The following is a 20,507-nucleotide window of genomic DNA, read 5'->3' as shown; positions in this document are numbered from 1 at the left end:
CCAACCGGATTCTCACGGCTCCCGCCGCCACCGGCCCGCCCCCGTGACGGCGGGCCTCCGGCCAATGGCTCGCGCGCGGCCCCCCGTTCCCGCGCGGGCGCCCATCCCAGGAGGACTGATGGCCTACGTCGTGACCGACGCGTGCGTGGACGTGCAGGACAGATCGTGCGTCGAGGAATGCCCGGTCGACTGCATCTACGAGGGAGACCGGATGATGTACATCCATCCGGACGAGTGCGTGGACTGCGGCCGGTGCGAGCCGGTCTGCCCCGTGACCTCGATCTTCCACACTGACGACCTGCCGCCGAACCTGGCCGGGTTCGCCCAGATCAACACCGAGTTCTTCGCCGACCTCGGTTCCCCCGGCGGCGCGCGCAAGGTCGGCCGGGCGGGAGCGGACCACCCCGCCGTCACCGGAGGCGGGTCGTGACCGCGGGCACCCTGGACGGCCCCGCGAACGACCTGCCCGCCGAGTCGCCGGGCGGGCCGGACGCGGCGCCGCGCCCGATCCATGACGTCGACCTGGTGATCGTCGGTGCCGGTCCTGCCGGGCTGTACGGCGCCTACTACGCCGGTTTCCGCGGCATGTCCGTCGCGCTGATCGACTCCCTGCCCGAGCCCGGGGGCCAGGTGGCCGCGCTGTACCCGGAGAAGGACATCTTCGACATCGCCGGCTATCCGGCGGTCAAGGGGCAGGCGCTGGTCGACGCCCTGGTCGCCCAGGCGGGCCAGGCCGAGCCGCTGTACCTGCTCGGGGAGAGCGCGCTGGAACTGCGCCACGACGCGGAATCGGTCGAGGTCGTCACCGACGCGGGCACCCGGGTGCGGGCCAAGGCCCTGCTCCTCACCGGGGGCATCGGCACCTTCACCCCCAGGGAGCTGCCCGCCGGCGGCGAATACCTGGGGCGCGGCCTGCGCTACTTCGTCCGCAAACTGGACGAGCTGGCCGGGCAGGACGTGGTGGTCGTCGGAGGCGGCGACTCCGCGGTGGACTGGGCGCTCGCGCTCGAGCCGATCGCCCGCTCACTCACGCTGGTGCACCGCCGGGACGCCTTCCGCGCGCACGAGCACAGCGTGGCCCGCCTCCAGGAGTCGTCCGTACGGGTGCTCACCCCCTTCGAGGTCGCCGGGATCGCCGGGGACGACCGGATCGCCGAGGTGACCGTCGAGCGGGTCAGGAGCGGCGAGCGGGTCACCCTGCCCGCCCAGACCGTCGTGGCCGCGCTGGGCTTCATCGCCGACCTGGGGCCGGTCCAGAAGTGGGGCCTCGACCTGCGCAAGCGGCACGTCCTCGTCGACCGCTCCATGCGGACCAACCTGGAGAGGGTGTTCGCCGCGGGCGACATCAGCGACTACGACGGCAAGGTCCGGCTGATCTCCGTCGGCTTCGGGGAGGCCGCCGCCGCGGTCAACAACCTGGCTCCGCTCGTGAATCCGGCGTTCGGCACGGTTCCCGGGCATTCGTCTGATGCGAGTTGAATGCGCGGGAGCGCGTCCCTGGATAGAGTCCCAACCGACATAAGGGGTACTCGACGGAGGAGACGGGATGCCGGGGCCAGGGCAGCGCGACGACGCGAACCAGTCCGGTGAGGCACCCGCCATACAGACGGTCCGGCGCGCGGCGCTGATCCTGAGCGCCTTCACCGTCGAACGCCCCAGGCTCAGCCTGAGCGAGATCACCGCTCGCCTCGGCACCAGCAAGCCCACCGCGCATCGGTACACCCGTGCGCTGCGGGCGGCCAACCTGCTGCGTTACGACGCGCAGCAGGCGACCTACACGCTGGGGCCGGAGGTGCTGGCCCTGGAGGCCGCCGCCCGCGCCGGGCTGCCCATCGCCGCCGCGGCCGGGCCGTACCTCGACCTGCTGGTCCGCGAGATCAACCAGACGGCGGTGCTCAGTGTCTGGAACGGCGAGAGCCCCGTCGTGGTGCGGTGCGTCGACAACACCGAGGGCGACATCCGGCTGAGCGTGCGCACCGGCTCCACCCTCGACCTGCTCCGCTCGGCGCAGGGCCGTGTCTTCTGCGCGTACCTGCCGGTGGGCGAGGTCCCCGGGCTGGCGCGCAAACTGCGCGGCACGCCGGAGCTGCGCGCCCTGATCGAGGACGTCCGGCGCACCGGGATCGCGGTCAACTCGCCCGCCGACCACGGCGTGCGGGTGATCGCCACTCCGATCTTCGAGGGCGAGCAGATCGTGGCGTCGATGGCGGTCGTCGGCACCGTGGCGACGTTGGCCGGAGAGGCCGAGCACCTGGTGACCGAGGCGCTGCTCGCCGCCTCGCGCCGCCTGTCCGCCGAGCTCGGCGGCACCGCCACCGCCTGACGGCGGTCCGGCACCACACACCACCACCGCCTGGCGGCGGGTCCGACGTCCGCCGAGAGAGCGGTGGCCGTCGGCACAGGGTCTCCACGGGCCTTCCTCCGTACGGCGATTCACCCGCCGATCCGGCGATCTCGCCTGCCCGAGTACCCGCGCGCCCACGCGTCATCGGCGGGAAGCGCACCGTCGATGTGACGTAATACGAGATATTGTTTCGCATATTGACATGGGCAGAAGGTTCCTCTTACGTTCGTGCGTACCCCTCAATCCCCCCTTCCTGGCCGGCCTCGCCCCATCCCGGAACGGCTCAGCCCTCCGGCGACACGGGCGCGGCACGGCAAGGGAAGCAAGGAGTCTGCATGCGAACGCGACGCGTGGGAGCCCTCGCGGTTCCGGTCACAGTCCCTCTCCCCACGGCATGCGGCGATGGCGACGAGTCCGGCCGGATCTCCGCGGCGGGCGCCCGATGACCGCGCTGAACCTGGTCGCCACCCGTGACGGGCTGGCCCACGTCGACGGCGCGGACGCCGTTCTCCTCGACCTGCCGTACGGCGACGTCGCCGAGCTGCTCGCCGAGGGGGAGGGCTTCGCGCCGGCGCGCGCCGCGAAGGAGCTGCGCCGCGTCCCCCTGGCCGACGTCCAAGGAGACCTCCTGGCGCCGCTGGCGCGCACGCGGGCGATCTGGGGCGTCGGGCTGAACTACCACTCCAAGGCCGAGCTGACCGGGCGGCCGGTGCCCGAGGAGCCGATCCTCTTCCTGCGTGCCCTGTCGGCCGTCTCCGCGCCGGGCGCGGAGATCGAGCTGCCGCAGGACCGCTCCGGCCAGGTCGACTACGAGGCCGAGGTCGCCTTCGTGGTCGGCCGCCGGATGTCGTGCGTACGGCCGGAGCGGGTGTGGGAGCACATCGCCGCCGTCACCGCGGCCAACGACATGACCGCCCGCGACGTCATGGTGGCCACCGGGACGCCGTCCCTGGCCAAGAGCTTCCCCGGCTTCGGCGCGCTCGGCGCGTCGGTGCTCGAACTGGCCGGGGTGCCCGATCCCGGCGACATCGCCGTCCGCGCCACCGTCAACGGCGTCGTCCACCAGGACTCCACGACGGCCGAGCTGATCTTCCCGGTGCCCGACCTGATCTCGCGGATCTCGCGCTTCGCCGTGCTCGAACCCGGGGACGTGGTGCTGACCGGCACCCCGGCCGGCACCGGGCAGGACAGGAAGGTCTTCCTGGGCGCGGGCGACGAGGTGGAGATCTCCGTGGCCGGGGTTCTGCCGCTGCGTACCCACTACCGGGCGGCGCCCGGCCGCTCCTGACCTCGCGCCGTTCCCGCCCGGAGCCGTCGTGAACCGTTCCGAGCCTTGCCGAACCGATCCGTCGCGGCATCCGGCCGCACCCGTACACGCCGAAAGAGTGAAATGACCGAGACAGCTGTTTCTTACGATCTGGTGCTGACGAACGGCACCGTCTTCGACACCGAGGCGGGAACGTCCTCGGTCGCCGACGTGGCGATCATCGGTGACCGAGTCGCGCGGATCGCGCCGTCCCTCGACCCGGACGTGAAGGAGCGGGCCGGGGAGGTCGTCGACTGCGCCGGACAGTGGGTGCTCCCCGGCCTGGTGGAGGGCCACACCCACATCTTCGAGAACGTGTCGAAGGTGGGGGCCCCGCCGGACGAGGCGCACCTGCGCAGGGGAGTGGTCGCCGCCGCCGACGCGGGCACGGTCGGCGCGTCCACGTTCGCGGCCTTCAACGCCTACGTGGTCGGCCGGGCGGAGATGCGGCTGGTCAACTTCCTCAACGTGTCGGTGCTCGGTCTGATCGACTTCCGTTTCGGCGAGTTGCTGAACCCCGCCACCCTGGTCCCCGAGGACGCGCTGGCCGTGGCCCGCGAGAACCCCGGCGTGGTGCGCGGCTTCAAGATCCGGCTGTCGGAGGACGTCGTCGGCCCGGCCTGGCGCTCCCTGCTCAAGTCGTCACTCGAACTCGCCGAGGAGGCGGGGCTGCCCCTCATGGTGCACATCGGCGAGACCGAGGAGCCGCTGCCCGACGTCCTGCCGATGCTCCGCTCGGGTGACATCGTCGCCCACTGCTACACCGGCAAGCCGCACGGCATCCTGACCGACGGCAAGGTCATCGCCGCCGTACAGGAGGCCAGGGCCCGCGGCGTGCTCTTCGACAGCGCGCACGGCAAGAGCAACCTCAGCTTCGAGGTCGCCAGGCAGGCCATCGCCGAGGGCTTCCTGCCCGACCTGCTCACCTCCGACACCAGCGGGCGGAACTGGCAGGGGCCGGTGTTCGACCTGGTGACCAGCGCGGCCAAGCTCAAGGCGCTCGGCATGTCCATGGACGAGATCGCGCCGCGGATGACCATCGCCCCGGCCCGCGTGCTCGGCCTCGACACCGAGGGGTACGGAACCCTCGTCGAGGGCGGCCCCGCGCACGTCACCGTGCTCGCCGAGACCGAAGAGACGGTGCTGCCCGACGCGGCCGGCAACTCGATCGTGGCGCCCCGGCTCGAACCCGCCCTCATCCTGCACAAGGGCCGCAAGGTGGAGCCGACCCCGTGGCGCGGCCTGGCCGCCGGCTCCGCCTCCGAGGCGGCCGGGGCCCGGTGACCTCCGCGACGGAGGCCCGGCGGCGGCTGCGCGCCGCGCTCGCCGCCGGGCGCCGGGTCACCGGCACGTTCGTCAAGCTGCCCACCGTCGACTCCGTCGACCTGGCCCGCCAGGCCGGGTTCGACTTCGTGGTGGTGGACGGCGAGCACTCCGCGCTCCCGGACGAGACCGTCCTGGCCCTGGTACGGCACGCCGCCGCGACCGGACTGGCCGCCCTGGTCCGGGTGCCGGCGGTGAACGCCGCGTGGATCAACCGGGTGCTGGAGTCCGGGGCGGCCGGAGTGCAGCTGTCCATGCTGACCGGCGCCGCCGAGACGTCCGCGCTCGTCGCCGCCGTACGGTACTCCCCGCACGGGGAGCGCAGCGTCAGCCTGGCGCATCCGGCGGCGGGATTCGGCGCGACCGACCTGGCCGCCTACCTGGCCGCCGAGGACCACGACCCGCCCCTGCTCGTCGGGCAGATCGAGACCGCGACGACCCGCGATCCGCTGCCCGCCGTGCTGGACGGCCTCGACGTCGCCTTCGTCGGGACCACCGACCTCGCGGTCAGCCTCGGCATCGCGGGCGCCGCCGACCAGTCGGCGCTCGCGGCGCGGGTGGCCGAGGTCGCCGCGGCGGCCCACGCCGCGGGGACGGCGTTCGGCGGATGGGTGGCCCGCCCGGACGCCGGTCTGATCGCCGCGTCCGGGCTCGGCTCCGCCGCCTTCGTCATCGCCGGGTCCGACCTGCAACTGCTCGGGTCCGCGCTGCGCGAGACGGCGGCCGGCGCGCGCGACCTCCCCGGCCCGGAATCCGCCGCGTCCTGAGCGTCCCGGAGGACGCGGAGAGACGCAGAGAAAGGAATCACCATGTTCAACCAGCACCTGTACGGCACAGCGGTGAACTGGGACGACATACCCTCGACCGAGATCCGTCCCGGCGTGCGGCGCAAGGTGTACTCCACCGACGAGATCATGCTCGCCTGGCACGAGCTGGCCGTCGGGATGACCCTCAACCCGCACCGCCACGACGACTTCGACCAGCTCGTGCTCATCCACCAGGGCCGCTGCACGTACTACGTGGACGGCGTCGGCCACGAGATGGGCCCGGGGTCGATGCTGCTGGTGCCCAGGGGCGCCGAGCACTACATCGAGCCCATCGAGGGGCCGTGCGTCAACGTCGACGTCTTCGCGCCGCCGCGCGCGGACTTCCGCGACGCGGTCTGGCTGCCGGAGGGCCCCTGACCGGCGCCGCCCGGCGTACCGGAACCGGCCTACCGGCACCGGAGTACCGGCACCGGAGTACGGCACCGGGGTGCAGGCCGGGCCCGGACTCACCACCGGCCCGGTGTCACCACTGGGGCGCGAAGTCGGCCTTGCGGATCAGGCAGTGCACCCCCTTGACCTGGTCCACGACCTGGCTGATCTCGAAGTCGGCGGCGGCGCTGAGATAGGCGAGCGCCTTCGACCGCTCCATGCCCTGCGTCAGCGACAGGAAGTCCACCGCCGCCCGTACGGCACGCCGCATCGCCTCGTCGAGGTCCTCGTGCAGACCCACGGGGATCCAGTGCGCGGCCGTCTCGGCGAACGGCTCGCCGAGCGCGCCCAGCAGCGGCTCCGCCTCGGCGCGCGGGATCGTGGAGAGCCTGAGCGTGGCCCGCAGCGGCGCCTCCAGCGCCGTCAGGGCCACCTCGCCGTCGCCCTGCGCGTAGTGCGGGTCGCCCGCGTAGAAGCCGGCGCCGGGCACCTGGACGGGCAGGTAGAGCGTGGAGCCGACCTGGAGCTCGTTGATGTCCAGATTGCCGCCGAAGTTGCCGGGCGGTACCGAGTGGAGGGAGTCGCCGGCGTCGCCCGTGTCCGCCGTCACGCCCATCAGGCCGAGGAACGGGGCGAGGGGGAAGCGGGCCGAGCGCCCCTGCCCGAACGGCACGATCCCGTGCAGCCGCCCCGCCTCCTCGACGACCTCGGTGAAGACGCAGACGCTGTTGTGCTCGCGCGGGCCCTCCCCGCTCGCTCCGGTGTCCGGAGCGGTCTCCGGGAACTCCCCGGGCAGCGCGCCGTACCCGTGCCTGCTGCTGATGAAGCCGTACGGCGCGCGGACCAGCAGGCCGAGCACCTCGACCCGCAGCACGTCGCCGGGTTCCGCGCCGTCCACGGCGATGGGGCCGGTGACGACGTGGGGCCCGTCGGTGTCGTAGTCGTGGGCGACGCCGGACGCGGCGAGATCCCTGGCGTCGGCCAGCACGCCCTCGGCGGGAACGCCGAACCGCGAGAGGTAGCCGACCGGGTCGCGGCCCTGGTCCTCCAGGATTCCTTCGTGACTGAGCGTGTCGATCGTGACGGTTGCGCCTGACGCGACGCGCAGCGCCGGGGGGCGGCCGGGGCCGGGGAGGCGGCCCCAGAGACAGGTGTCGGGAGTGGTCTGCAGGTAGTGCTCTCCGTCGATGCGGCCGCTCGTAGGCTGGAGCATTGTCCCTCCGGGGGAAGTCTCTGGATCCAGGCATGGCTCACCTGTCAGCCCGCCGCGGCCGGTTCGGCGTCGGTCCCGCGGGGGCCGGGAGTTCGGAGGCTAACGTTGCTTTGTTAACGCGGTGTAACCGGCGAATCGGGATAAGAGAGAGACTCTTGACATTCCGGGAGGTCGGGGGCCAGCATCACATTGCGAGACGGTATCTCGAATTCTCGCTCAAATCGCAAGAAGGGCCAGACCGCGGCGATGACGCAGTTGACACACACGGACCCCGGTGGAACGCCCAACCACTCCCTCGTCCAGGAGGACTGGGAGGCGTTGACGTTCAAGGTGCACAGGTCGGCCTACCGGTCGCCCGCCGTGTTCCAGAAGGAGACCTCCCGGATCTGGGGACACACCTGGCTGTACCTCGGACACGAGACCGAGATCCCGAAGCCCGGCGACTTCAAGTCCAGGACCCTCGGCGGCAGGCCGCTCATCTTCTGCCGCGACTCCTCCGGCGAGATCCAGGTGTTCTTCAACGCCTGCACGCACCGCGGCACCATCCTGTGCCGGCACAGCGAGGGCAACACCAAGTTCTTCCAGTGCTTCTACCACGCCTGGGCGTTCAGCAACTCGGGCGAGCTGGCCGCGCTGCCCGGCGACGACGCGTACGCGGACGTGCCCGGCTTCAAGGAGCGGCACCGGCTGCGCTCGGTGCCCCGGGTGGACAGCCACGAGGGCTTCGTCTTCATCTCCTTCGACCCCGACGTGCCGGACCTGCTGACCCACCTCGGCGAGGCGGCGCACTACATGTCGCTGACCGCCAAGATCGGGCCGCAGGGCATGCAGACCGTGCCCGGCGTCCAGCTCTACTCGGTCAAGGGCAACTGGAAGCTCGCCGTCGAGAACGCGATGGACGGCTACCACTTCGCGCCCACCCACAACACCTTCGTGGGCTACCTGCGGGAGACCGGCTTCGCCGTCACCGACGACGACCAGTACGCCTACGACCTCGGCGACGGGCACGGGCTGCTCATCCTGACCGGGCACAACGGCCGCATCGGCATGGTGTGGGAGCCGCGCTTCGGCGAGGCCGAGAGGGAGCGTACCGCCGCCAAGCGGCAGGAGATGGAGGACCGCCTCGGCTCGGAGCTGGCCGCCGAGATCGCCGACGCCAGCCGGATCCTCTACGTCTTCCCCAACCTGCTGCTTTTCGACCTCGAGGCGCTCACCATCCGGCAGATCGAGCCCGTGGAGGCCGGCCGTACGGACGTGCGGGCCTGGCAGTTCGTGGAGACCGGCGAGCCGGACGACGTGCGGGCGCTGCGGATCAAGACGATGGTCAGCTTCGTCGGCCCCGGAGGGCTCGCCACGCCGGACGACATCGAGGCGTACGAGGCGGTGCAGCGCGGCATCGAGGCCACCGCCGACTCGGCCGACCCCGCGTGGGACTGGAGCGACATGTCGCGCGGCATGGCCAACGAGAAGCAGGGCAACCAGGGGCGTTCCATCGACGAGGGCGCGATGCGCAGCTTCTGGCGGCAGTGGTCCCGCCGCGTCGAAGACGACGCGACCCCGGGTGCCTGAGGGTTCGGGGCGGGTGGAGAGCATGGACCAGCATAAGGAGAGCACCATGGGCCGCCGCACAGTGAGCAGGGCGGAAGCGGAGGACTTCCTCTACCGGGAGGCACAGCTGCTCGACGAGTGGCGCCTGGACGAGTGGCTGACCCTCTTCGAGGAGGGCGGCCGCATGGAGGTCACCACCACCGACTGGAACGGGTGGGACAGCTCCTCGGCCGGCGCGTTCATGTGCGACGACCACGACCTGATCAAGGCCAGGGTGAAGCGGCTGAAGAGCCGCAAGGCGCACGCGGAGAACCCGCACTCCCGCACCCACCGGATGATCTCCAACGTGATCATCCTGGAGCAGGGCGACGAGACGGTCTGGGTCGCGGCCAACTTCATCATCCACCGGTACCGCGACAACCAGGCGTTCACCTACGTCGGCCGGTACGAGCACGTCCTGGTGGTGGACGACGACGGCCTCAGGTACCGGCTCCGCAGGTCGATCCCGACCATGGAGTCCATGGCGCCGGGCGCCCGGCTGAGCTTCATCCTCTGAGGCGGCGACCGTGATCAAGCACACCCTGGTGTTCCGCTTCCGCGACGACGTCCCGGCCGAGACCGTCGCGGCGGTCCTCGCGGAGCTGGACACCTTCCCGGCGAAGTACCCCACCATGCGCAACTGGGCCAGCGGGCCCAACATCAGCACCCGCGACACCACCATGACCCACGGGTTCGTCGTCGAGTTCGACTCCGAGCGGGACCTTCTCGACTACCTCGGCAGCGACTCGCACGAGGAGTTCGTGCGGGAGCGCTGGCGCCCGGTGATCGACCGGCAGGCGATCGTCACCTTCGCGTGCTGACGCGCGCACCCCCCATACGACCACGAGCGATCACGAGCGATGAGGAACTGACATGACGACTGACGGCGCCCGCCGCGGGGGGCCCTTCGGGATGGAGTACGCCCGGATCCTGGTCCCGGACATGGCCGAGACCATCGAGTTCCTGCGGTACCACGTCGGCCTCCAGCTGGAGCGGCACACCGACGAGTACGCCTACCTGCGCGCCGACATCGAGCACCACTGCATCGAGCTGATCAGCGACCCCGCCCTGGAGGTGTCGCGCACCGTGGCGGTCGGCTACAGCGTCCGGTCCGCCGAGGAGCTCGCCGACCTGCGCGACCGGGTCTCCGCCGCCGGCCTCGAGGTGCTGCCGCTCCAGGACCGGATGAAGGGCCTGTGCCAGGAGGGCTTCGCCGTACGCGACCCGAACGGGCTGATCATCGAGCTGTTCACCGAGTTCCAGGAGTACGCGGAGCCGCCGACGATCGAGCTGCGCCCGCTCAAGCTGGTGCACCCCTTCCTCGCCACGGACAAGTACGACGAGTGCCTGGAGTTCTACACCAAGGTCCTCGGGTTCCTGGTGTCGGACTACGTCGGCGACGTGTCGGCGTTCCTCCGCTCGGAGGACCGGTTCCACCACAGCCTGGCGCTGCAGCGCAACAAGGAGTTCTTCGTCGCCCACCTGTGCTTCATGATGAAGAGCTTCGACCACGTCATGCGCGGCCGGGCGCGGGCGCTGTACAAGAAGGTGCCGATCGCCTCCGACCTGGTCAACCACTCCGCGTCGACGTCGATCGCCTTCTATATGTACGAGGCCAAGCACGGCCCGAGGTACGAGCTGTGCGACGGGCACCGGGTGTTCACGCCCGAGGAGCACGAGACGCACCGGCCGCGCCGGATGGTCGCCGACCCGCGCAACATCGACGTCTGGCGTGCGGCGGACAACGACTGGGACCGCTTCTGATCTGAGAAGACGGCCCGAGGACGCGGCGTGGGTCCCCTGACCGGCAGGGACCCGCGCCGCGTCGCCGTTCACCGGACGCCGAACACACCGAACACGCCGAGAACGCTCTGAACGCCGAGGGCGATCAGGGACGGCTCGACGGGCTCACGGTCTTGGCCGGGTCACGCTCGACCACCGGGCCGAGGATGTCGTCGATCGTCCGCAGCGCGTCGGCGCCGAGCTTGACCCCGGACGCCTTCACGTTGTCGCGGATCTGCTCGGGACGGCTGGCGCCGACGATGGCGGACGACACGTTGGGGTTCTGCAGCACCCACGCGACGGCGAGCTGGGCCATGGTGAGCCCGTGGTCGGACGCGATCGGCCGCAGCTCCTGCACCCGGCTGAGCACCTCGTCCCGCATCAGGCGGTCGATGAACCCGGATCCGGTCGAGTCGGTCGCCCGCGAACCCGAGGGCGGCGGCTGCCCCGGCAGGTACTTGCCGGTCAGCACGCCCTGCGCGATGGGCGACCAGACGATCTGTCCGAGTCCCTCCCGCTCACTCAGCGGGACGACCTCGGCCTCGATGACCCGCCACAACATCGAGTACTGCGGCTGGTTGGAGACGAGGCGGTCGAATCCCATCGAGTCGGCGATCTTCAGCGCCTGGGCGATCTGGTCGGCGTTCCACTCGCTGACGCCGACGTACAGCACCTTGCCCTGCCGTACGAGGTCGTCGAAGGCCCGGAGGGTCTCCTCCAGAGGCGTCTCGACGTCGAACCGGTGCGCCTGGTAGAGATCCACGTAGTCCGTCCCGAGTCGCCTGAGCGATCCGTTGACGGACTCCATGATGTGCTTGCGCGACAGGCCGCGGTCGTTGCGGCCGGGCCCGGTCGGCCAGTAGACCTTGGTGAAGATCTCCAGAGACTCGCGGCGCACCCCCTTCAGCGCCCGGCCGAGGACCTCCTCGGCTCTGGTGCCCGCGTAGACGTCCGCGGTGTCGAAGGTCGTGACCCCCTCGTCCAGGGCCGCGCGTACGCACGCGTGCGCGGCGTCCTCCTCGACCTGGGAACCGTGGGTGATCCAGTTGCCGTAGCTGATCTCGCTGACCATGAGACCGCTACGACCGAGATGGCGGAATTCCATAGACCGAACACTAGGACAAGGCGTCGATCACGCGGTGTGCTGGTGCGCCAGGCGCAGCGCCCCGACCCCGGGCGGGAAGACGATCAGCGGCCGCATCATGCCCGTGTCCTGATGCTCCAGCAGGTGGCAGTGGTAGGCGTACCGGCCGGTGCCGCCCTCGAACCGCCCGGCGATCTCCACGACCTCCGCGTCCCCGAGGCGGACCACGTCCTTCCAGCCCTTCTCACCCTCCTGGACCACGCCCGTCCGCTTGAAGGCGAGGGGCCGGGTGGTCCCGCAGAGCTTCATGTCGAACCCGCCGACGTCGTACTCCTCCCGGGAGAGGATCTGGAAGCGCATCAGGTGGATGTGCATCGGGTGCAGGGCCGTCGCGGCGTTGATGAACGTCCAGTGCTCGCACTTGCCGAGCTCGCCGTAGAAGTTGACCGTGTCGTCGGGGTCGCGGGAGATCCGGCGGAAGGTCCTGACCCTGCCGTCCGCGCCCCGGAGCTGCACGACGCCGTCGGAGGGGATCGTCACCGACGCCGCGTCCACCTCCTCCATCTCCCACATCTCGGCGTGCCTGCCGCCGAGGACCTTGGTGAGGACGATCCGGTGGTTGCGGTCCGCCGGGAGTGAGTCGTACGTCGTGCGGGTGAACGTGGGGGAGAGCGCCGGCGGTGGGACGAACAGGTCGGATCCTCCCCCGTAGGCCACCCGGAACTGCATCATCTCCGGGTATGGAAGGCCGGGAGTGGACTCCCGTGAGATGGGCGGCGCCGGCGGGTTGTCGTCCAGCACGTTCACGAGCCGCAGCCGCCGGCCGCCGCACCCGGTGAAGTCGACCAGGATGTCCGCCCGTTCTCCCGGCGACAGGATGAGCGGCGAGTCCACGGTCACGGGAGCCGGGAGAAGTCCGGCGTCCGTCCCGATCTGCCGTATCGTCCCGGGCATCGGCCGCCCGGTCTCCTCATCGATGATCATCATGTGGTACGTGCGGGTGTTGCACGCGTTCAGCAGCCGGAACCGGTACCAGCCGGGCTCGACGTCCAGATAGGGCCAGACCATGCCGTTGACCAGCGTGTAGGGACCCCGGAACCCCGCCGTGATCTTCGGCGGCCCGGCCTCGGCGTAGGTCACCTTGTGCAGCAGGCCGCCGGTGAGCCGGCCGTCGGGGTCGACCTCGAAGTTGCGGTCGGTGATCACCAGCGGGATCTCCCGGCCACCGTCGGGCAGCCCGAGCAGGTCCTCCTGCTCGTCCCTGATCAGGTACATGCCGATGAGCCCGGCGAACAGCGTCCACGTCGAGATGTGCATCGAGTGGTCGTGGTACCAGAGAGTGGCCGCCGGCTGGTCGTTGAGGTACTCCACGATCTGCGTCTCGCCGGGGAACTGCCCGTTCTCCGACCATCCGTCCTGGCCGGCCCCGGTGACGGCGCCGTGCAGGTGGACCACGAGCCACGGGGGGATCACCGCCACGTCCGCGCGCGGCGTCCCCCCGCTCCGCCCGGGAACGACGTACGGGTTCGGCTGGATCCCCACGGGAGCGAAGACCTCCACGGCGGTGACCGGAACGCGCTCGTCCTCGATGTCGTTCTTCCAGGCCACCTCCAGCCGCTGGCCGCGCCGTACCTCGATCGTCGGCCCGGGGAAGTGCCCTCCGTAGGTCCACAGGCGCGTCGGCGGGAGCTGGGAGTGCAGCCGCCGGTCCACCGAGCGCATCTCCACGGTCAGCCTCGGCCCGCGCGGCCGGATGACCGGAGGGACGCGGAGGGCGTCCATGAACGGCGTGAGCGTCGCGGTGGAGGGCCGATCCAGTCCGGCGCGGCCGAGTCCGCCGCGGTCGCCGTGCAAGGGGTCGCCGTGCGCGAGGTCGTGTCCGCGGTTCGCGCCCGGGAGGTCACCGCCCATATGCCCGGAGCCGCCGTGTCCCGCCCCCGCGTGCGGATCGTCTCCGTCCCCGCGGCCCCATGCCCTGCCCCGCCAGGTGGTGGCCTCCGCCGAGCCGGTGCCCGTGCCCGTCGCGGCCGCCGCGAACGCCGCGGCAACGCCCAGGAATCCCCGCCTGGCGGCTCTCATCCCCGCCCCGTCTTCGCGATCGTCTCGCCGCCCCCAGCGACCGGTACGGCTCTCGCTCGCGGCGTTCCCGGCGCGATGCCGGTCGCCATAGTGCCATGACCGGCCCGTACACCCGGGAAGCCGCGCAGGAGCCGGTGGCGGAGCCCGTCGACGCCGTGGGGGATTGGACACGGCGTGCGGAGGATTGGCGGTAGTGTGCCCCGGTGCGGCGGTTGATCACTTCTCGTCTGGTACGGCTCGCGCTCACGGTCGCGGTGGCCGCCGGCATCGCCGGTGCCGTCATCGTGCTCCGGCGCCGTGCCCTGGACCGTGCCCTGGACCGTGCCCTGGATCGTTACGCCCCGGATCTGGCCGTGGGGCCCGCGTTCCCCGGCCACCGTGTCCAGCCGGGCACCCACGCACCGGATCGCCCCGCCGCCCCGGGCGCCGCGGGACCCCGTGCGGCCGGACCCCGTGCCTCCAGCGGCACCGGTGACTCCGCGCCCTTCCCCGCCGAACCGGTCCTGGGGCGGCCCTCGGCCGAGGAGCTCCGCCGCCATGCCCGCCACCGCCCGCGCGGCGCCGCCCTGATCGAGGCGTTCGCCCGCGAGCGCGCGGAGGGCTCGATGGCGGACGTGCGCAGGCTCGACGGCCGGACCCGCAGGCGGGCCCGCCGGTGGGCCGCGGCCGCCCTGGCCGTCTGCCTGCTCGCGCTCGGCGCCCAGCTCCTCGAGAACTCGACCTTCGGCGAGCCCATCGACGGCTCCTCGTCGGGAGGCGTCCTCGGCATCGGCGACTGCTCCGAGGACGGTTGCCCCGGGACGGGGTTCGTCGAGGGCCGCGCGTACGGCTGTGACATCGGCCCGTTCGACCCCACCGAATGCCTGGCCGGCGAGCCGGTGACGCCGGACGGCGCCGAGAGCCTGTTCGGCTCTGTGAGGTCGAGCACCGAAGGCGGGGGACAGGAGGACCATCCGGTGCCGGAGGCCGGGGGGCAGGACGACTATCCGGTGCCGGACGCGGCGTGCACGCCAACGGTCGGCAGGCCCCGGGTGCTGCCGGTGCGGCCGGGCGTCACCCGCGCCGTCAACCGGCAGTGGCGGCGCATAGAGAAGTGGCTCAGGGCCAACGCGCCCAAGACCTATCGCGCGCTGCGGCGCCCCGCGAGGGCGCGCACGATCGCCGTGGCCGAGGCCCAGATGGGGCTGCGTTTCCCCGACGACCTGCGCGCGTCCCTGCTGCGGCACAACGGCTCAGGCGACATCGGCGGCACGCGGGGCCTTGAGCTGTACCTCTACGGGATGTACGGCGTGAAGGAGATCCGCGACACCTGGCGGGACCTGTGCCGCCAGGAAGGCGCCGACTACACCGCCGACCCCCGGGCCGAGTGGTGGAGCGGGCGCATGATCCCCGTCGGGGACGACCAGAGCGGTGAATATCTGCTGGTCGATTCGGTGCGGAGGGACGTCGCGGGCACGTTCATCGAGAACGGGGGCACGTTCGCGGAAGGGGGCGACTGGTCCTCTTACTACGCGCTGCTGAGGGCGACGGCGGACGCGCTGGAGAGCGGCACGCTGCTGAAGGGGTGGCTGGTGCCACAGGTCGCGAACGGCACGCTCGCATGGATCGACGTGGACGATGCCGAAGACGGCGTCACCGCCGGTGCCACGACGGTGAAGCGGAACCGGTGAAAAGCCGGTACGGCCGCCGCCGTGCGGGGCCGTACCGGAAACTCAGCCCGCCGGAGGCGCGACCGGCTTGCCGCCGGGCAGCACCGTCGGCTTGGGGAAGCGCAGGCGGCGGATCTGGGAGGACCGCATCGCGGCGTAGAAGCCGACACCCTTGAGGTTCTCATGGGGGAACTTCGCCGCGACCGCTTTCTTCACCCGGTTCGCGACGAAGAAGGAGCTGCCGAGCACCGCGACCATCACCACCGGCAGGGCCAGGGTGTACACCGTGAGGACCACCTGACGGATCGCCAGCGGGAACGGCACCATCGACAGCAGCATGATGACCAGCACCGCGGGCAGGAAGTACTGACCGGGGAGACGCCGGGAGTCGACCCAGTCGCGGGCGAACTTGCGCGCGGGGCCCTTGTCACGGGGAGGGAGGTACTTCTCCTCGCCGCGCATCATGCCCTCGCGCTGGCGGGTCCGCAACGCCCGGTCACGGTCGCGCTGCTGCCGGTAGGCTTCCTTGCGGTTGCTAGGCGCGGTCACGGGCGAGCGGCGGCGCCCCTGCGCCTCGCTCCGCTTGGGGGTGGGACGGCCCTTACCCGGAGTCCCCTGGGGCTTAGGATCTTCCACGGGGACGGGGGCCTCGTCCGTAGCGGCCTGGTTACGACGTCCGAACACGTCGCCCAGCCTACCGGGAGTGCAACTTAGTGACGCCCTCACGCGTTATGCGTAGGGTGAACCCAGGCGGCTCTGCCGCTTTTGGGCGACTGAATACGGCTGGGGCTACCCACGCAACCTTAAGAAGGGGACGGCCGACGCGCATGAGCGTGATGAAAAGACTTTCCATGATCTTCAAGTCGAAGGCCAACAAGGCACTGGACAAGATGGAGGATCCGCGGGAGACCCTGGACTACTCCTACCAGCGCCAGCTGGAGCTGCTGCAGAAGGTGCGCCGGGGCGTGGCCGACGTCGCCACCAGCCGCAAGCGGGTCGAACTGCAGATCAACCAGCTGGAAAGCCAGGCCACGAAGCTGGAGGGCCAAGGCAGGCAGGCGCTGTCCGCGGGGCGCGAGGACCTGGCGCGCGAGGCGCTGACTCGCCGCAACGGTCTGAACACGCAGATCGCCGACCTTCGCATCCAGTACAACAACCTCCAGGGTGAGGAGGAGAAGCTCACCCTCGCCAGCCAGCGGCTGCAGGCCAAGGTGGACTCCTTCCGCACCAAGAAGGAGACCATCAAGGCCACCTACACGGCGGCCGAGGCGCAGACCCGGATCAACGAGGCGTTCTCCGGCATCTCCGAGGAGATGGGCGACGTCGGTCTCGCGATCCAGCGTGCCGAGGACAAGACCGCGCAGATGCAGGCGCGCGCGGGCGCGATCGACGAGCTGCTGGCCAGCGGTGCCCTCGACGACTTCACCGGCCAGCGTGACGACATCCAGGCCGAGCTGGACCGCATGGGCGGCGGCACGGACGTCGAGCTGGAGATCGCCAAGATGAAGGCGGAGCTCGGGCAGGGTCCGGCTCCCAAGAGCGCAATCGAGGCCGGGCAGCCAGGTCAGGCGGCACAGCCGTCGCAGACCCAGCAGCTGCGTCAGCCGGGGGAGGGCCTGTGATCGTCCGAATCATGGGAGAGGGCCAGATCCAGATCGCGGACACCGATCTCGACGTTCTGAACGCCCTGGACAGTGAGCTTGAGGCTGCCATCGAGTCCGATGACGAGGCGGTCTTCCGGGTCAAGCTGCACGCGCTTCTGGACAAGGTCCGCCACGTCGGCAAGGCGCTGCCGGACGACTCGCTGGAGCCGTCCGAGCTGATCCTGCCGCCCGCCGACGCCTCGATCGAGGAAGTGCGGGAGATGCTCGGCGACACCGGGCTCATCCCGGGCTGATGTCCCGGACCAGGTTCGCCCCAGATCGTGGTCTGACCACCCGGATGGTCACGACCATGTTTCTGCTCGGCCTGCTCTACGTCGCGTTCGTGGCCATCCTGATCGCGGTCGGAGTGCGCGCCGTCGTGGTGCTGGTGATCGCCGGAGGCTTCCTGCTGGTGCAGTACTTCCTGTCCGACAAGATCGCGTTGTTCGCGATGCACGGCAGGGAGGTCTCTCCTCAGGAAGCCCCTGAGCTGCACGGCATCATCGACCGGTTGAGCGCCATGGCGGACATGCCGAAACCCAGGGTGGCGATCGCCGACTCGGACGTGCCCAACGCGTTCGCCACCGGGCGCAACCAGAAGAACGCGGTCGTCTGCGTGACGACCGGGATCCTGCGCAGGCTCGACGCGCAGGAGCTCGAAGGCGTTCTCGCCCACGAGATGTCACACGTCGCGCACCGCGACGTCGCGGTCATGACGATCGCCTCGTTCCTCGGGATCGTGGCCGGGCTGATGACCCGGTTCGCGCTCTACAGCGGCCTCGCGGGAGGAGGCCGCAGGGACAACAACAACGGCCCGCCCGTCGGGCTGATCATCCTGCTGGTGTCCGGCATCGTCTACGCCGTGAGCTTCCTGCTGACGCGGGCGCTGTCCCGCTACCGCGAGCTGGCCGCCGACCGCGCGGGCGCGCTGCTGACCCAGCGTCCGTCGGCCCTGGCGAGCGCGCTGACCAAGGTGAGCGGCGAGATCGCCCGGATCCCGACCCAGGACCTGCGCGAGGCCCAGCCGTTCAACGCGTTCTACTTCGCGCCCGCCCTGTCCGGGCAGAGCATCGCGTCCCTCTTCTCCACGCACCCGCCGCTGGAGCGCCGCCTGGCGCAGCTGTCCAGCATCTCCGCCGAGCTGGGGCGCTGATGGGCTGGTTCGACGCGCTCCTGGGCCGGTCGAAACCGGCGAGGCCCGATCTCGACGCGCTGTTCGCGCTGCCGTCGGCGGCGGTGACCCTGCAGGCCGCCACCGGGTTCACCCCGACAGGCGTCGGGTCGGTCTGCTTCCGCGCCGCGGAGGGCGGCGCCTTCATCCAGCTCGAACAGGACATCCAGGCCCTCCTGGGCAAGGGGACCGAGCTGGCGCCCGACTCCTACGGCTACACCTGGCTGGTGGTCCGCCGCCCGGCCGAGGACGTGGCGTCGCTGGTCACCGACCTGCACGCGGTCAATTCGACGCTGGAGGGGAACGGCTTCGGGCCGTCCCTGCTGTGCTCGCTGGTGACCTTCACCGATCCCCGGAACCGGCGCCTCGCGATCGTCTACCTCTACAAGCAGGGCACCTTCTACCCCTTCGCGCCCGCCGGCGGGACCCAGCGGGACAACGCCCTGGAGCTGCAGGTCCGCGGGGCGCTCGCGGGCGAGCTCAAGATCGAGCCGGACCTCGCCCGCTGGTTCCCCGTCTGGGGCGCTCCGGGCCTCTGAGCCCGTCGCCGCGTGGCGATCCGTCCACAGGGACGGTCGCCCGCGCGTACGTGCGACGTCGGGGGCGAAGGCCAGGTCAGGGGAGCGCGAGCATACGGTCGAGCGCGACCTTGGCCCAGTGGGTGGTGTCGGGATCGACCGTGATCTGGTTGACGACCTCGCCGTCGGCGAGCGACTCCAGCGCCCACACCAGGTGCGGCAGGTCGATCCGGTTCATCGTGGAGCAGTAGCACACGGTCCGGTCGAGGAACGTCACGTCCTTGTCCGGGAACATCCGGGCGAGCCGCTTGACCAGGTTGAGCTCGGTGCCGATCGCCCACGAGGAGCCGGCCGGAGCCTCCTCCAGCCTGCGGATGATGTACTCCGTCGAGCCCACGTAGTCGGCCTTGGTCACGACTTCGTGGCGGCACTCCGGGTGGACCAGCACGTTCACGCCCGGGATGCGGGCGCGTACGTCGTCGACGCACTCGGCGGTGAACCGGCCGTGGACCGAGCAGTGGCCCTTCCACAGGATCATCCGGGCGTTCTCGAGCTGGTCCCTGGTGAGGCCGCCGTTCGGACGGTGCGGGTTGTAGACCACGCAGTCGTCGAGGGACAGGCCCATCTCCAGCACGGCGGTGTTCCGGCCGAGGTGCTGGTCCGGGAGGAACAGGATCTTCTGTCCCTGCTCGAAGGCCCAATCGAGCGCCCGCCGGGCGTTGGACGAGGTGCACACCGCGCCCCCGTGCCGCCCGCAGAAGGCCTTGATGTCGGCGCTCGAGTTCATGTACGTGATCGGGACCACCTGGTCGGCGATCCCCGCGTCCTCCAGGGCCTCCCAGCACTCCTCGACCTGGTCGAAGGTCGCCATGTCGGCCATCGAGCAGCCGGCCGCCAGGTCGGGAAGGACGACCTTCTGCGCGTCGCCGGTGAGGATGTCGGCCGACTCCGCCATGAAGTGCACGCCGCAGAACACGATGTACTCGGCCTCCGGCCTGGCGGCGGCCTCGCGCGCGAGCTTGAAGGAGTCGCCCGTCACGTCGGCGAACTGGATGACCTCGTCACGCTGGTAGTGGTGGCCGAGCACGAACAGCTTGTCGCCGAGCCGCTCCTTGGCCTTGCGGGCGCGCTCGACCAGCGCGGGATCGGAGGCGAGGGGAAGCTCGCCCGGACAGTCCACTCCGCGTTCGCTGTGCGGGTCGGTGCCCTGGCCGAGGATGAAGAGCGGGATCCCGGTCTCGGTGGTCGTCACGACCACACCCCCTTCGGGGACTTATCGTCGAACTGACGACTAATAATTACACACCCTTCGTCCGTTTCATTCCAGGGGTCCCGGGGGCCGCCTCCCCGTCCGGCTCCGTGTGGCCTGCTCGCATCCCGCTCCCGCCCCGGTCGCGCCGCTTCGGTGCCCGTCGGCGCGCGGTTTCCGCGACCTCTTCCCGGGACGGCGGGGAATGTGTGGCATCGGGCCGGTGTTGGTAGCGTCTATCTGGGGAGAGCTTCAGGGAGTGACCTTCGATGAAGGTGGAAATATCCCATTGAGCCCTACCTGAGACGTCAGAATCAATCGACCGCTCCCGGTGGGCGGTTGACGCAGACGCGGGAGTCAGCA

21 protein-coding genes are annotated in these 20,507 nt (G+C 70.8%); 16 read left to right on the top strand and 5 right to left on the bottom strand.

From position 1 onward, the window contains the following. Positions 1 to 118 precede the first annotated feature (118 nt). The 7 genes from fdxA to IMZ11_RS26555 all read left to right on the top strand — a co-directional run bounded on the left by fdxA (position 119) and on the right by IMZ11_RS26555 (position 6,157). Entirely contained in the window at positions 119 to 430 is a 312-nt protein-coding gene (fdxA, locus tag IMZ11_RS26585; protein WP_061256483.1) for a ferredoxin, read from the top strand. Beyond that, positions 427 to 1,479 carry an NAD(P)/FAD-dependent oxidoreductase gene (locus IMZ11_RS26580; RefSeq protein ID WP_228645165.1) on the top strand — a complete coding sequence of 351 codons (1,053 nt, stop codon included), beginning with the start codon at positions 427 to 429 and terminating at the stop codon, positions 1,477 to 1,479. The genes fdxA and IMZ11_RS26580 overlap by 4 nt, the downstream gene beginning before the upstream one ends. 67 nt (positions 1,480 to 1,546) lie before the next feature. After that, on the top strand, positions 1,547 to 2,323 hold the full coding sequence (locus IMZ11_RS26575; RefSeq protein ID WP_228645164.1) for an IclR family transcriptional regulator: 777 nt from the start codon (positions 1,547 to 1,549) through the stop codon (positions 2,321 to 2,323). Positions 2,324 to 2,786: 463 nt separating this feature from the next. Further along, entirely contained in the window at positions 2,787 to 3,632 is an 846-nt protein-coding gene (locus IMZ11_RS26570) for a fumarylacetoacetate hydrolase family protein (protein ID WP_228645163.1), read from the top strand. A 102-nt stretch (positions 3,633 to 3,734) separates the two neighbouring features. Further along, complete coding sequence (locus IMZ11_RS26565; RefSeq protein ID WP_228645162.1) at positions 3,735 to 4,934, top strand: amidohydrolase family protein; 1,200 nt, start codon at positions 3,735 to 3,737, stop codon at positions 4,932 to 4,934. After that, positions 4,931 to 5,740, top strand: coding sequence for an HpcH/HpaI aldolase/citrate lyase family protein (locus IMZ11_RS26560; RefSeq protein WP_228645161.1), 810 nt, complete (start codon positions 4,931 to 4,933; stop codon positions 5,738 to 5,740). Before IMZ11_RS26565 ends, IMZ11_RS26560 begins: the two co-directional genes overlap by 4 nt. 42 nt (positions 5,741 to 5,782) lie before the next feature. Beyond that, the gene (locus IMZ11_RS26555) at positions 5,783 to 6,157 is read left to right on the top strand and encodes an AraC family ligand binding domain-containing protein (protein WP_061256494.1); all 375 of its coding nucleotides are present in this window, start codon (positions 5,783 to 5,785) and stop codon (positions 6,155 to 6,157) included. A gap of 106 nt (positions 6,158 to 6,263) precedes the next feature. On the opposite strand, the gene IMZ11_RS26550 is transcribed toward IMZ11_RS26555, so the two are convergent. Next, positions 6,264 to 7,382, bottom strand: coding sequence for an acetamidase/formamidase family protein (locus tag IMZ11_RS26550; protein ID WP_228645160.1), 1,119 nt, complete (start codon positions 7,380 to 7,382; stop codon positions 6,264 to 6,266). Positions 7,383 to 7,628: 246 nt separating this feature from the next. Between IMZ11_RS26550 and IMZ11_RS26545 the strand changes: the two genes are divergently transcribed. From IMZ11_RS26545 to IMZ11_RS26530, 4 genes are read left to right on the top strand one after another with little or no spacing between them, the layout of a single operon-like run. Beyond that, positions 7,629 to 8,951, top strand: a complete 1,323-nt coding sequence (locus IMZ11_RS26545; protein WP_228645159.1) for an SRPBCC family protein — start codon at positions 7,629 to 7,631, stop codon at positions 8,949 to 8,951. A 22-nt stretch (positions 8,952 to 8,973) separates the two neighbouring features. Further along, positions 8,974 to 9,486 (top strand): aromatic-ring-hydroxylating dioxygenase subunit beta, encoded by a 513-nt coding sequence (locus IMZ11_RS26540; RefSeq protein ID WP_228645158.1) that lies wholly within the window; start codon positions 8,974 to 8,976, stop codon positions 9,484 to 9,486. A gap of 10 nt (positions 9,487 to 9,496) precedes the next feature. After that, positions 9,497 to 9,790 carry a Dabb family protein gene (locus IMZ11_RS26535; RefSeq protein ID WP_061256503.1) on the top strand — a complete coding sequence of 98 codons (294 nt, stop codon included), beginning with the start codon at positions 9,497 to 9,499 and terminating at the stop codon, positions 9,788 to 9,790. Positions 9,791 to 9,842: 52 nt separating this feature from the next. Further along, positions 9,843 to 10,733 carry a VOC family protein gene (locus tag IMZ11_RS26530; protein WP_228645157.1) on the top strand — a complete coding sequence of 297 codons (891 nt, stop codon included), beginning with the start codon at positions 9,843 to 9,845 and terminating at the stop codon, positions 10,731 to 10,733. A 124-nt stretch (positions 10,734 to 10,857) separates the two neighbouring features. On the opposite strand, the gene IMZ11_RS26525 is transcribed toward IMZ11_RS26530, so the two are convergent. Next, complete coding sequence (locus IMZ11_RS26525; protein WP_228645156.1) at positions 10,858 to 11,856, bottom strand: aldo/keto reductase family protein; 999 nt, start codon at positions 11,854 to 11,856, stop codon at positions 10,858 to 10,860. A gap of 27 nt (positions 11,857 to 11,883) precedes the next feature. Then, complete coding sequence (locus IMZ11_RS26520) at positions 11,884 to 13,914, bottom strand: multicopper oxidase family protein (protein ID WP_228645155.1); 2,031 nt, start codon at positions 13,912 to 13,914, stop codon at positions 11,884 to 11,886. A 212-nt stretch (positions 13,915 to 14,126) separates the two neighbouring features. On the opposite strand from IMZ11_RS26520, the gene IMZ11_RS26515 reads away from it, so the two are divergent. Continuing rightward, entirely contained in the window at positions 14,127 to 15,584 is a 1,458-nt protein-coding gene (locus IMZ11_RS26515; protein ID WP_228645154.1) for an SMI1/KNR4 family protein, read from the top strand. A 42-nt stretch (positions 15,585 to 15,626) separates the two neighbouring features. On the opposite strand, the gene IMZ11_RS26510 is transcribed toward IMZ11_RS26515, so the two are convergent. Next, a complete protein-coding gene (locus tag IMZ11_RS26510) occupies positions 15,627 to 16,247 on the bottom strand; it encodes a DUF3043 domain-containing protein (protein ID WP_228645153.1) in 621 nt (206 codons plus the stop codon). Between the two features lie 143 nt (positions 16,248 to 16,390). On the opposite strand from IMZ11_RS26510, the gene IMZ11_RS26505 reads away from it, so the two are divergent. Genes IMZ11_RS26505 through IMZ11_RS26490 form a run of 4 tightly spaced genes read left to right on the top strand, consistent with a single transcriptional unit; the run spans position 16,391 to position 18,916 of the window. Then, entirely contained in the window at positions 16,391 to 17,185 is a 795-nt protein-coding gene (locus tag IMZ11_RS26505) for a PspA/IM30 family protein (protein WP_082776955.1), read from the top strand. Next, positions 17,182 to 17,460 carry a hypothetical protein gene (locus tag IMZ11_RS26500; RefSeq protein WP_061256517.1) on the top strand — a complete coding sequence of 93 codons (279 nt, stop codon included), beginning with the start codon at positions 17,182 to 17,184 and terminating at the stop codon, positions 17,458 to 17,460. The genes IMZ11_RS26505 and IMZ11_RS26500 overlap by 4 nt, the downstream gene beginning before the upstream one ends. Beyond that, entirely contained in the window at positions 17,460 to 18,359 is a 900-nt protein-coding gene (gene htpX / locus IMZ11_RS26495; protein WP_228645152.1) for a zinc metalloprotease HtpX, read from the top strand. The genes IMZ11_RS26500 and htpX overlap by 1 nt, the downstream gene beginning before the upstream one ends. After that, positions 18,359 to 18,916: a hypothetical protein gene (locus tag IMZ11_RS26490; protein ID WP_228645151.1), complete on the top strand. Its 558-nt coding sequence runs from the start codon at positions 18,359 to 18,361 to the stop codon at positions 18,914 to 18,916. Before htpX ends, IMZ11_RS26490 begins: the two co-directional genes overlap by 1 nt. Before the next feature lie 76 nt (positions 18,917 to 18,992). On the opposite strand, the gene nadA is transcribed toward IMZ11_RS26490, so the two are convergent. After that, positions 18,993 to 20,147: a quinolinate synthase NadA gene (gene nadA / locus IMZ11_RS26485; RefSeq protein ID WP_228645150.1), complete on the bottom strand. Its 1,155-nt coding sequence runs from the start codon at positions 20,145 to 20,147 to the stop codon at positions 18,993 to 18,995. Between the last annotated feature and the right edge of the window lie 360 nt (positions 20,148 to 20,507).

Origin of the sequence: Microtetraspora sp. AC03309, assembly GCF_020826795.1 — a bacterium.
Classification (GTDB): Bacteria; Actinomycetota; Actinomycetes; order Streptosporangiales; family Streptosporangiaceae; genus Microtetraspora; species Microtetraspora glauca.
Note: the sequence above shows the minus strand (reverse complement) of the source record. Positions and strands in the feature narration are given on the sequence as shown.

What these genes read in the sequence shown, in the direction of transcription:
- fdxA (WP_061256483.1), top strand. Translation starts at nt 119, where the DNA reads ATGGCCTACGTCGTGACCGACGCGTGCGTGGACGTGCAGGACAGATCG.
- IMZ11_RS26575 (WP_228645164.1), top strand. Translation starts at nt 1,547, where the DNA reads ATGCCGGGGCCAGGGCAGCGCGACGACGCGAACCAGTCCGGTGAGGCA.
- IMZ11_RS26570 (WP_228645163.1), top strand. Translation starts at nt 2,787, where the DNA reads ATGACCGCGCTGAACCTGGTCGCCACCCGTGACGGGCTGGCCCACGTC.
- IMZ11_RS26565 (WP_228645162.1), top strand. Translation starts at nt 3,735, where the DNA reads ATGACCGAGACAGCTGTTTCTTACGATCTGGTGCTGACGAACGGCACC.
- IMZ11_RS26555 (WP_061256494.1), top strand. Translation starts at nt 5,783, where the DNA reads ATGTTCAACCAGCACCTGTACGGCACAGCGGTGAACTGGGACGACATA.
- IMZ11_RS26550 (WP_228645160.1), bottom strand. Translation starts at nt 7,382, where the DNA reads ATGCTCCAGCCTACGAGCGGCCGCATCGACGGAGAGCACTACCTGCAG.
- IMZ11_RS26545 (WP_228645159.1), top strand. Translation starts at nt 7,629, where the DNA reads ATGACGCAGTTGACACACACGGACCCCGGTGGAACGCCCAACCACTCC.
- IMZ11_RS26540 (WP_228645158.1), top strand. Translation starts at nt 8,974, where the DNA reads ATGGACCAGCATAAGGAGAGCACCATGGGCCGCCGCACAGTGAGCAGG.
- IMZ11_RS26530 (WP_228645157.1), top strand. Translation starts at nt 9,843, where the DNA reads ATGACGACTGACGGCGCCCGCCGCGGGGGGCCCTTCGGGATGGAGTAC.
- IMZ11_RS26525 (WP_228645156.1), bottom strand. Translation starts at nt 11,856, where the DNA reads ATGGAATTCCGCCATCTCGGTCGTAGCGGTCTCATGGTCAGCGAGATC.
- IMZ11_RS26520 (WP_228645155.1), bottom strand. Translation starts at nt 13,914, where the DNA reads ATGAGAGCCGCCAGGCGGGGATTCCTGGGCGTTGCCGCGGCGTTCGCG.
- IMZ11_RS26505 (WP_082776955.1), top strand. Translation starts at nt 16,391, where the DNA reads ATGAGCGTGATGAAAAGACTTTCCATGATCTTCAAGTCGAAGGCCAAC.
- htpX (WP_228645152.1), top strand. Translation starts at nt 17,460, where the DNA reads ATGTCCCGGACCAGGTTCGCCCCAGATCGTGGTCTGACCACCCGGATG.
- IMZ11_RS26490 (WP_228645151.1), top strand. Translation starts at nt 18,359, where the DNA reads ATGGGCTGGTTCGACGCGCTCCTGGGCCGGTCGAAACCGGCGAGGCCC.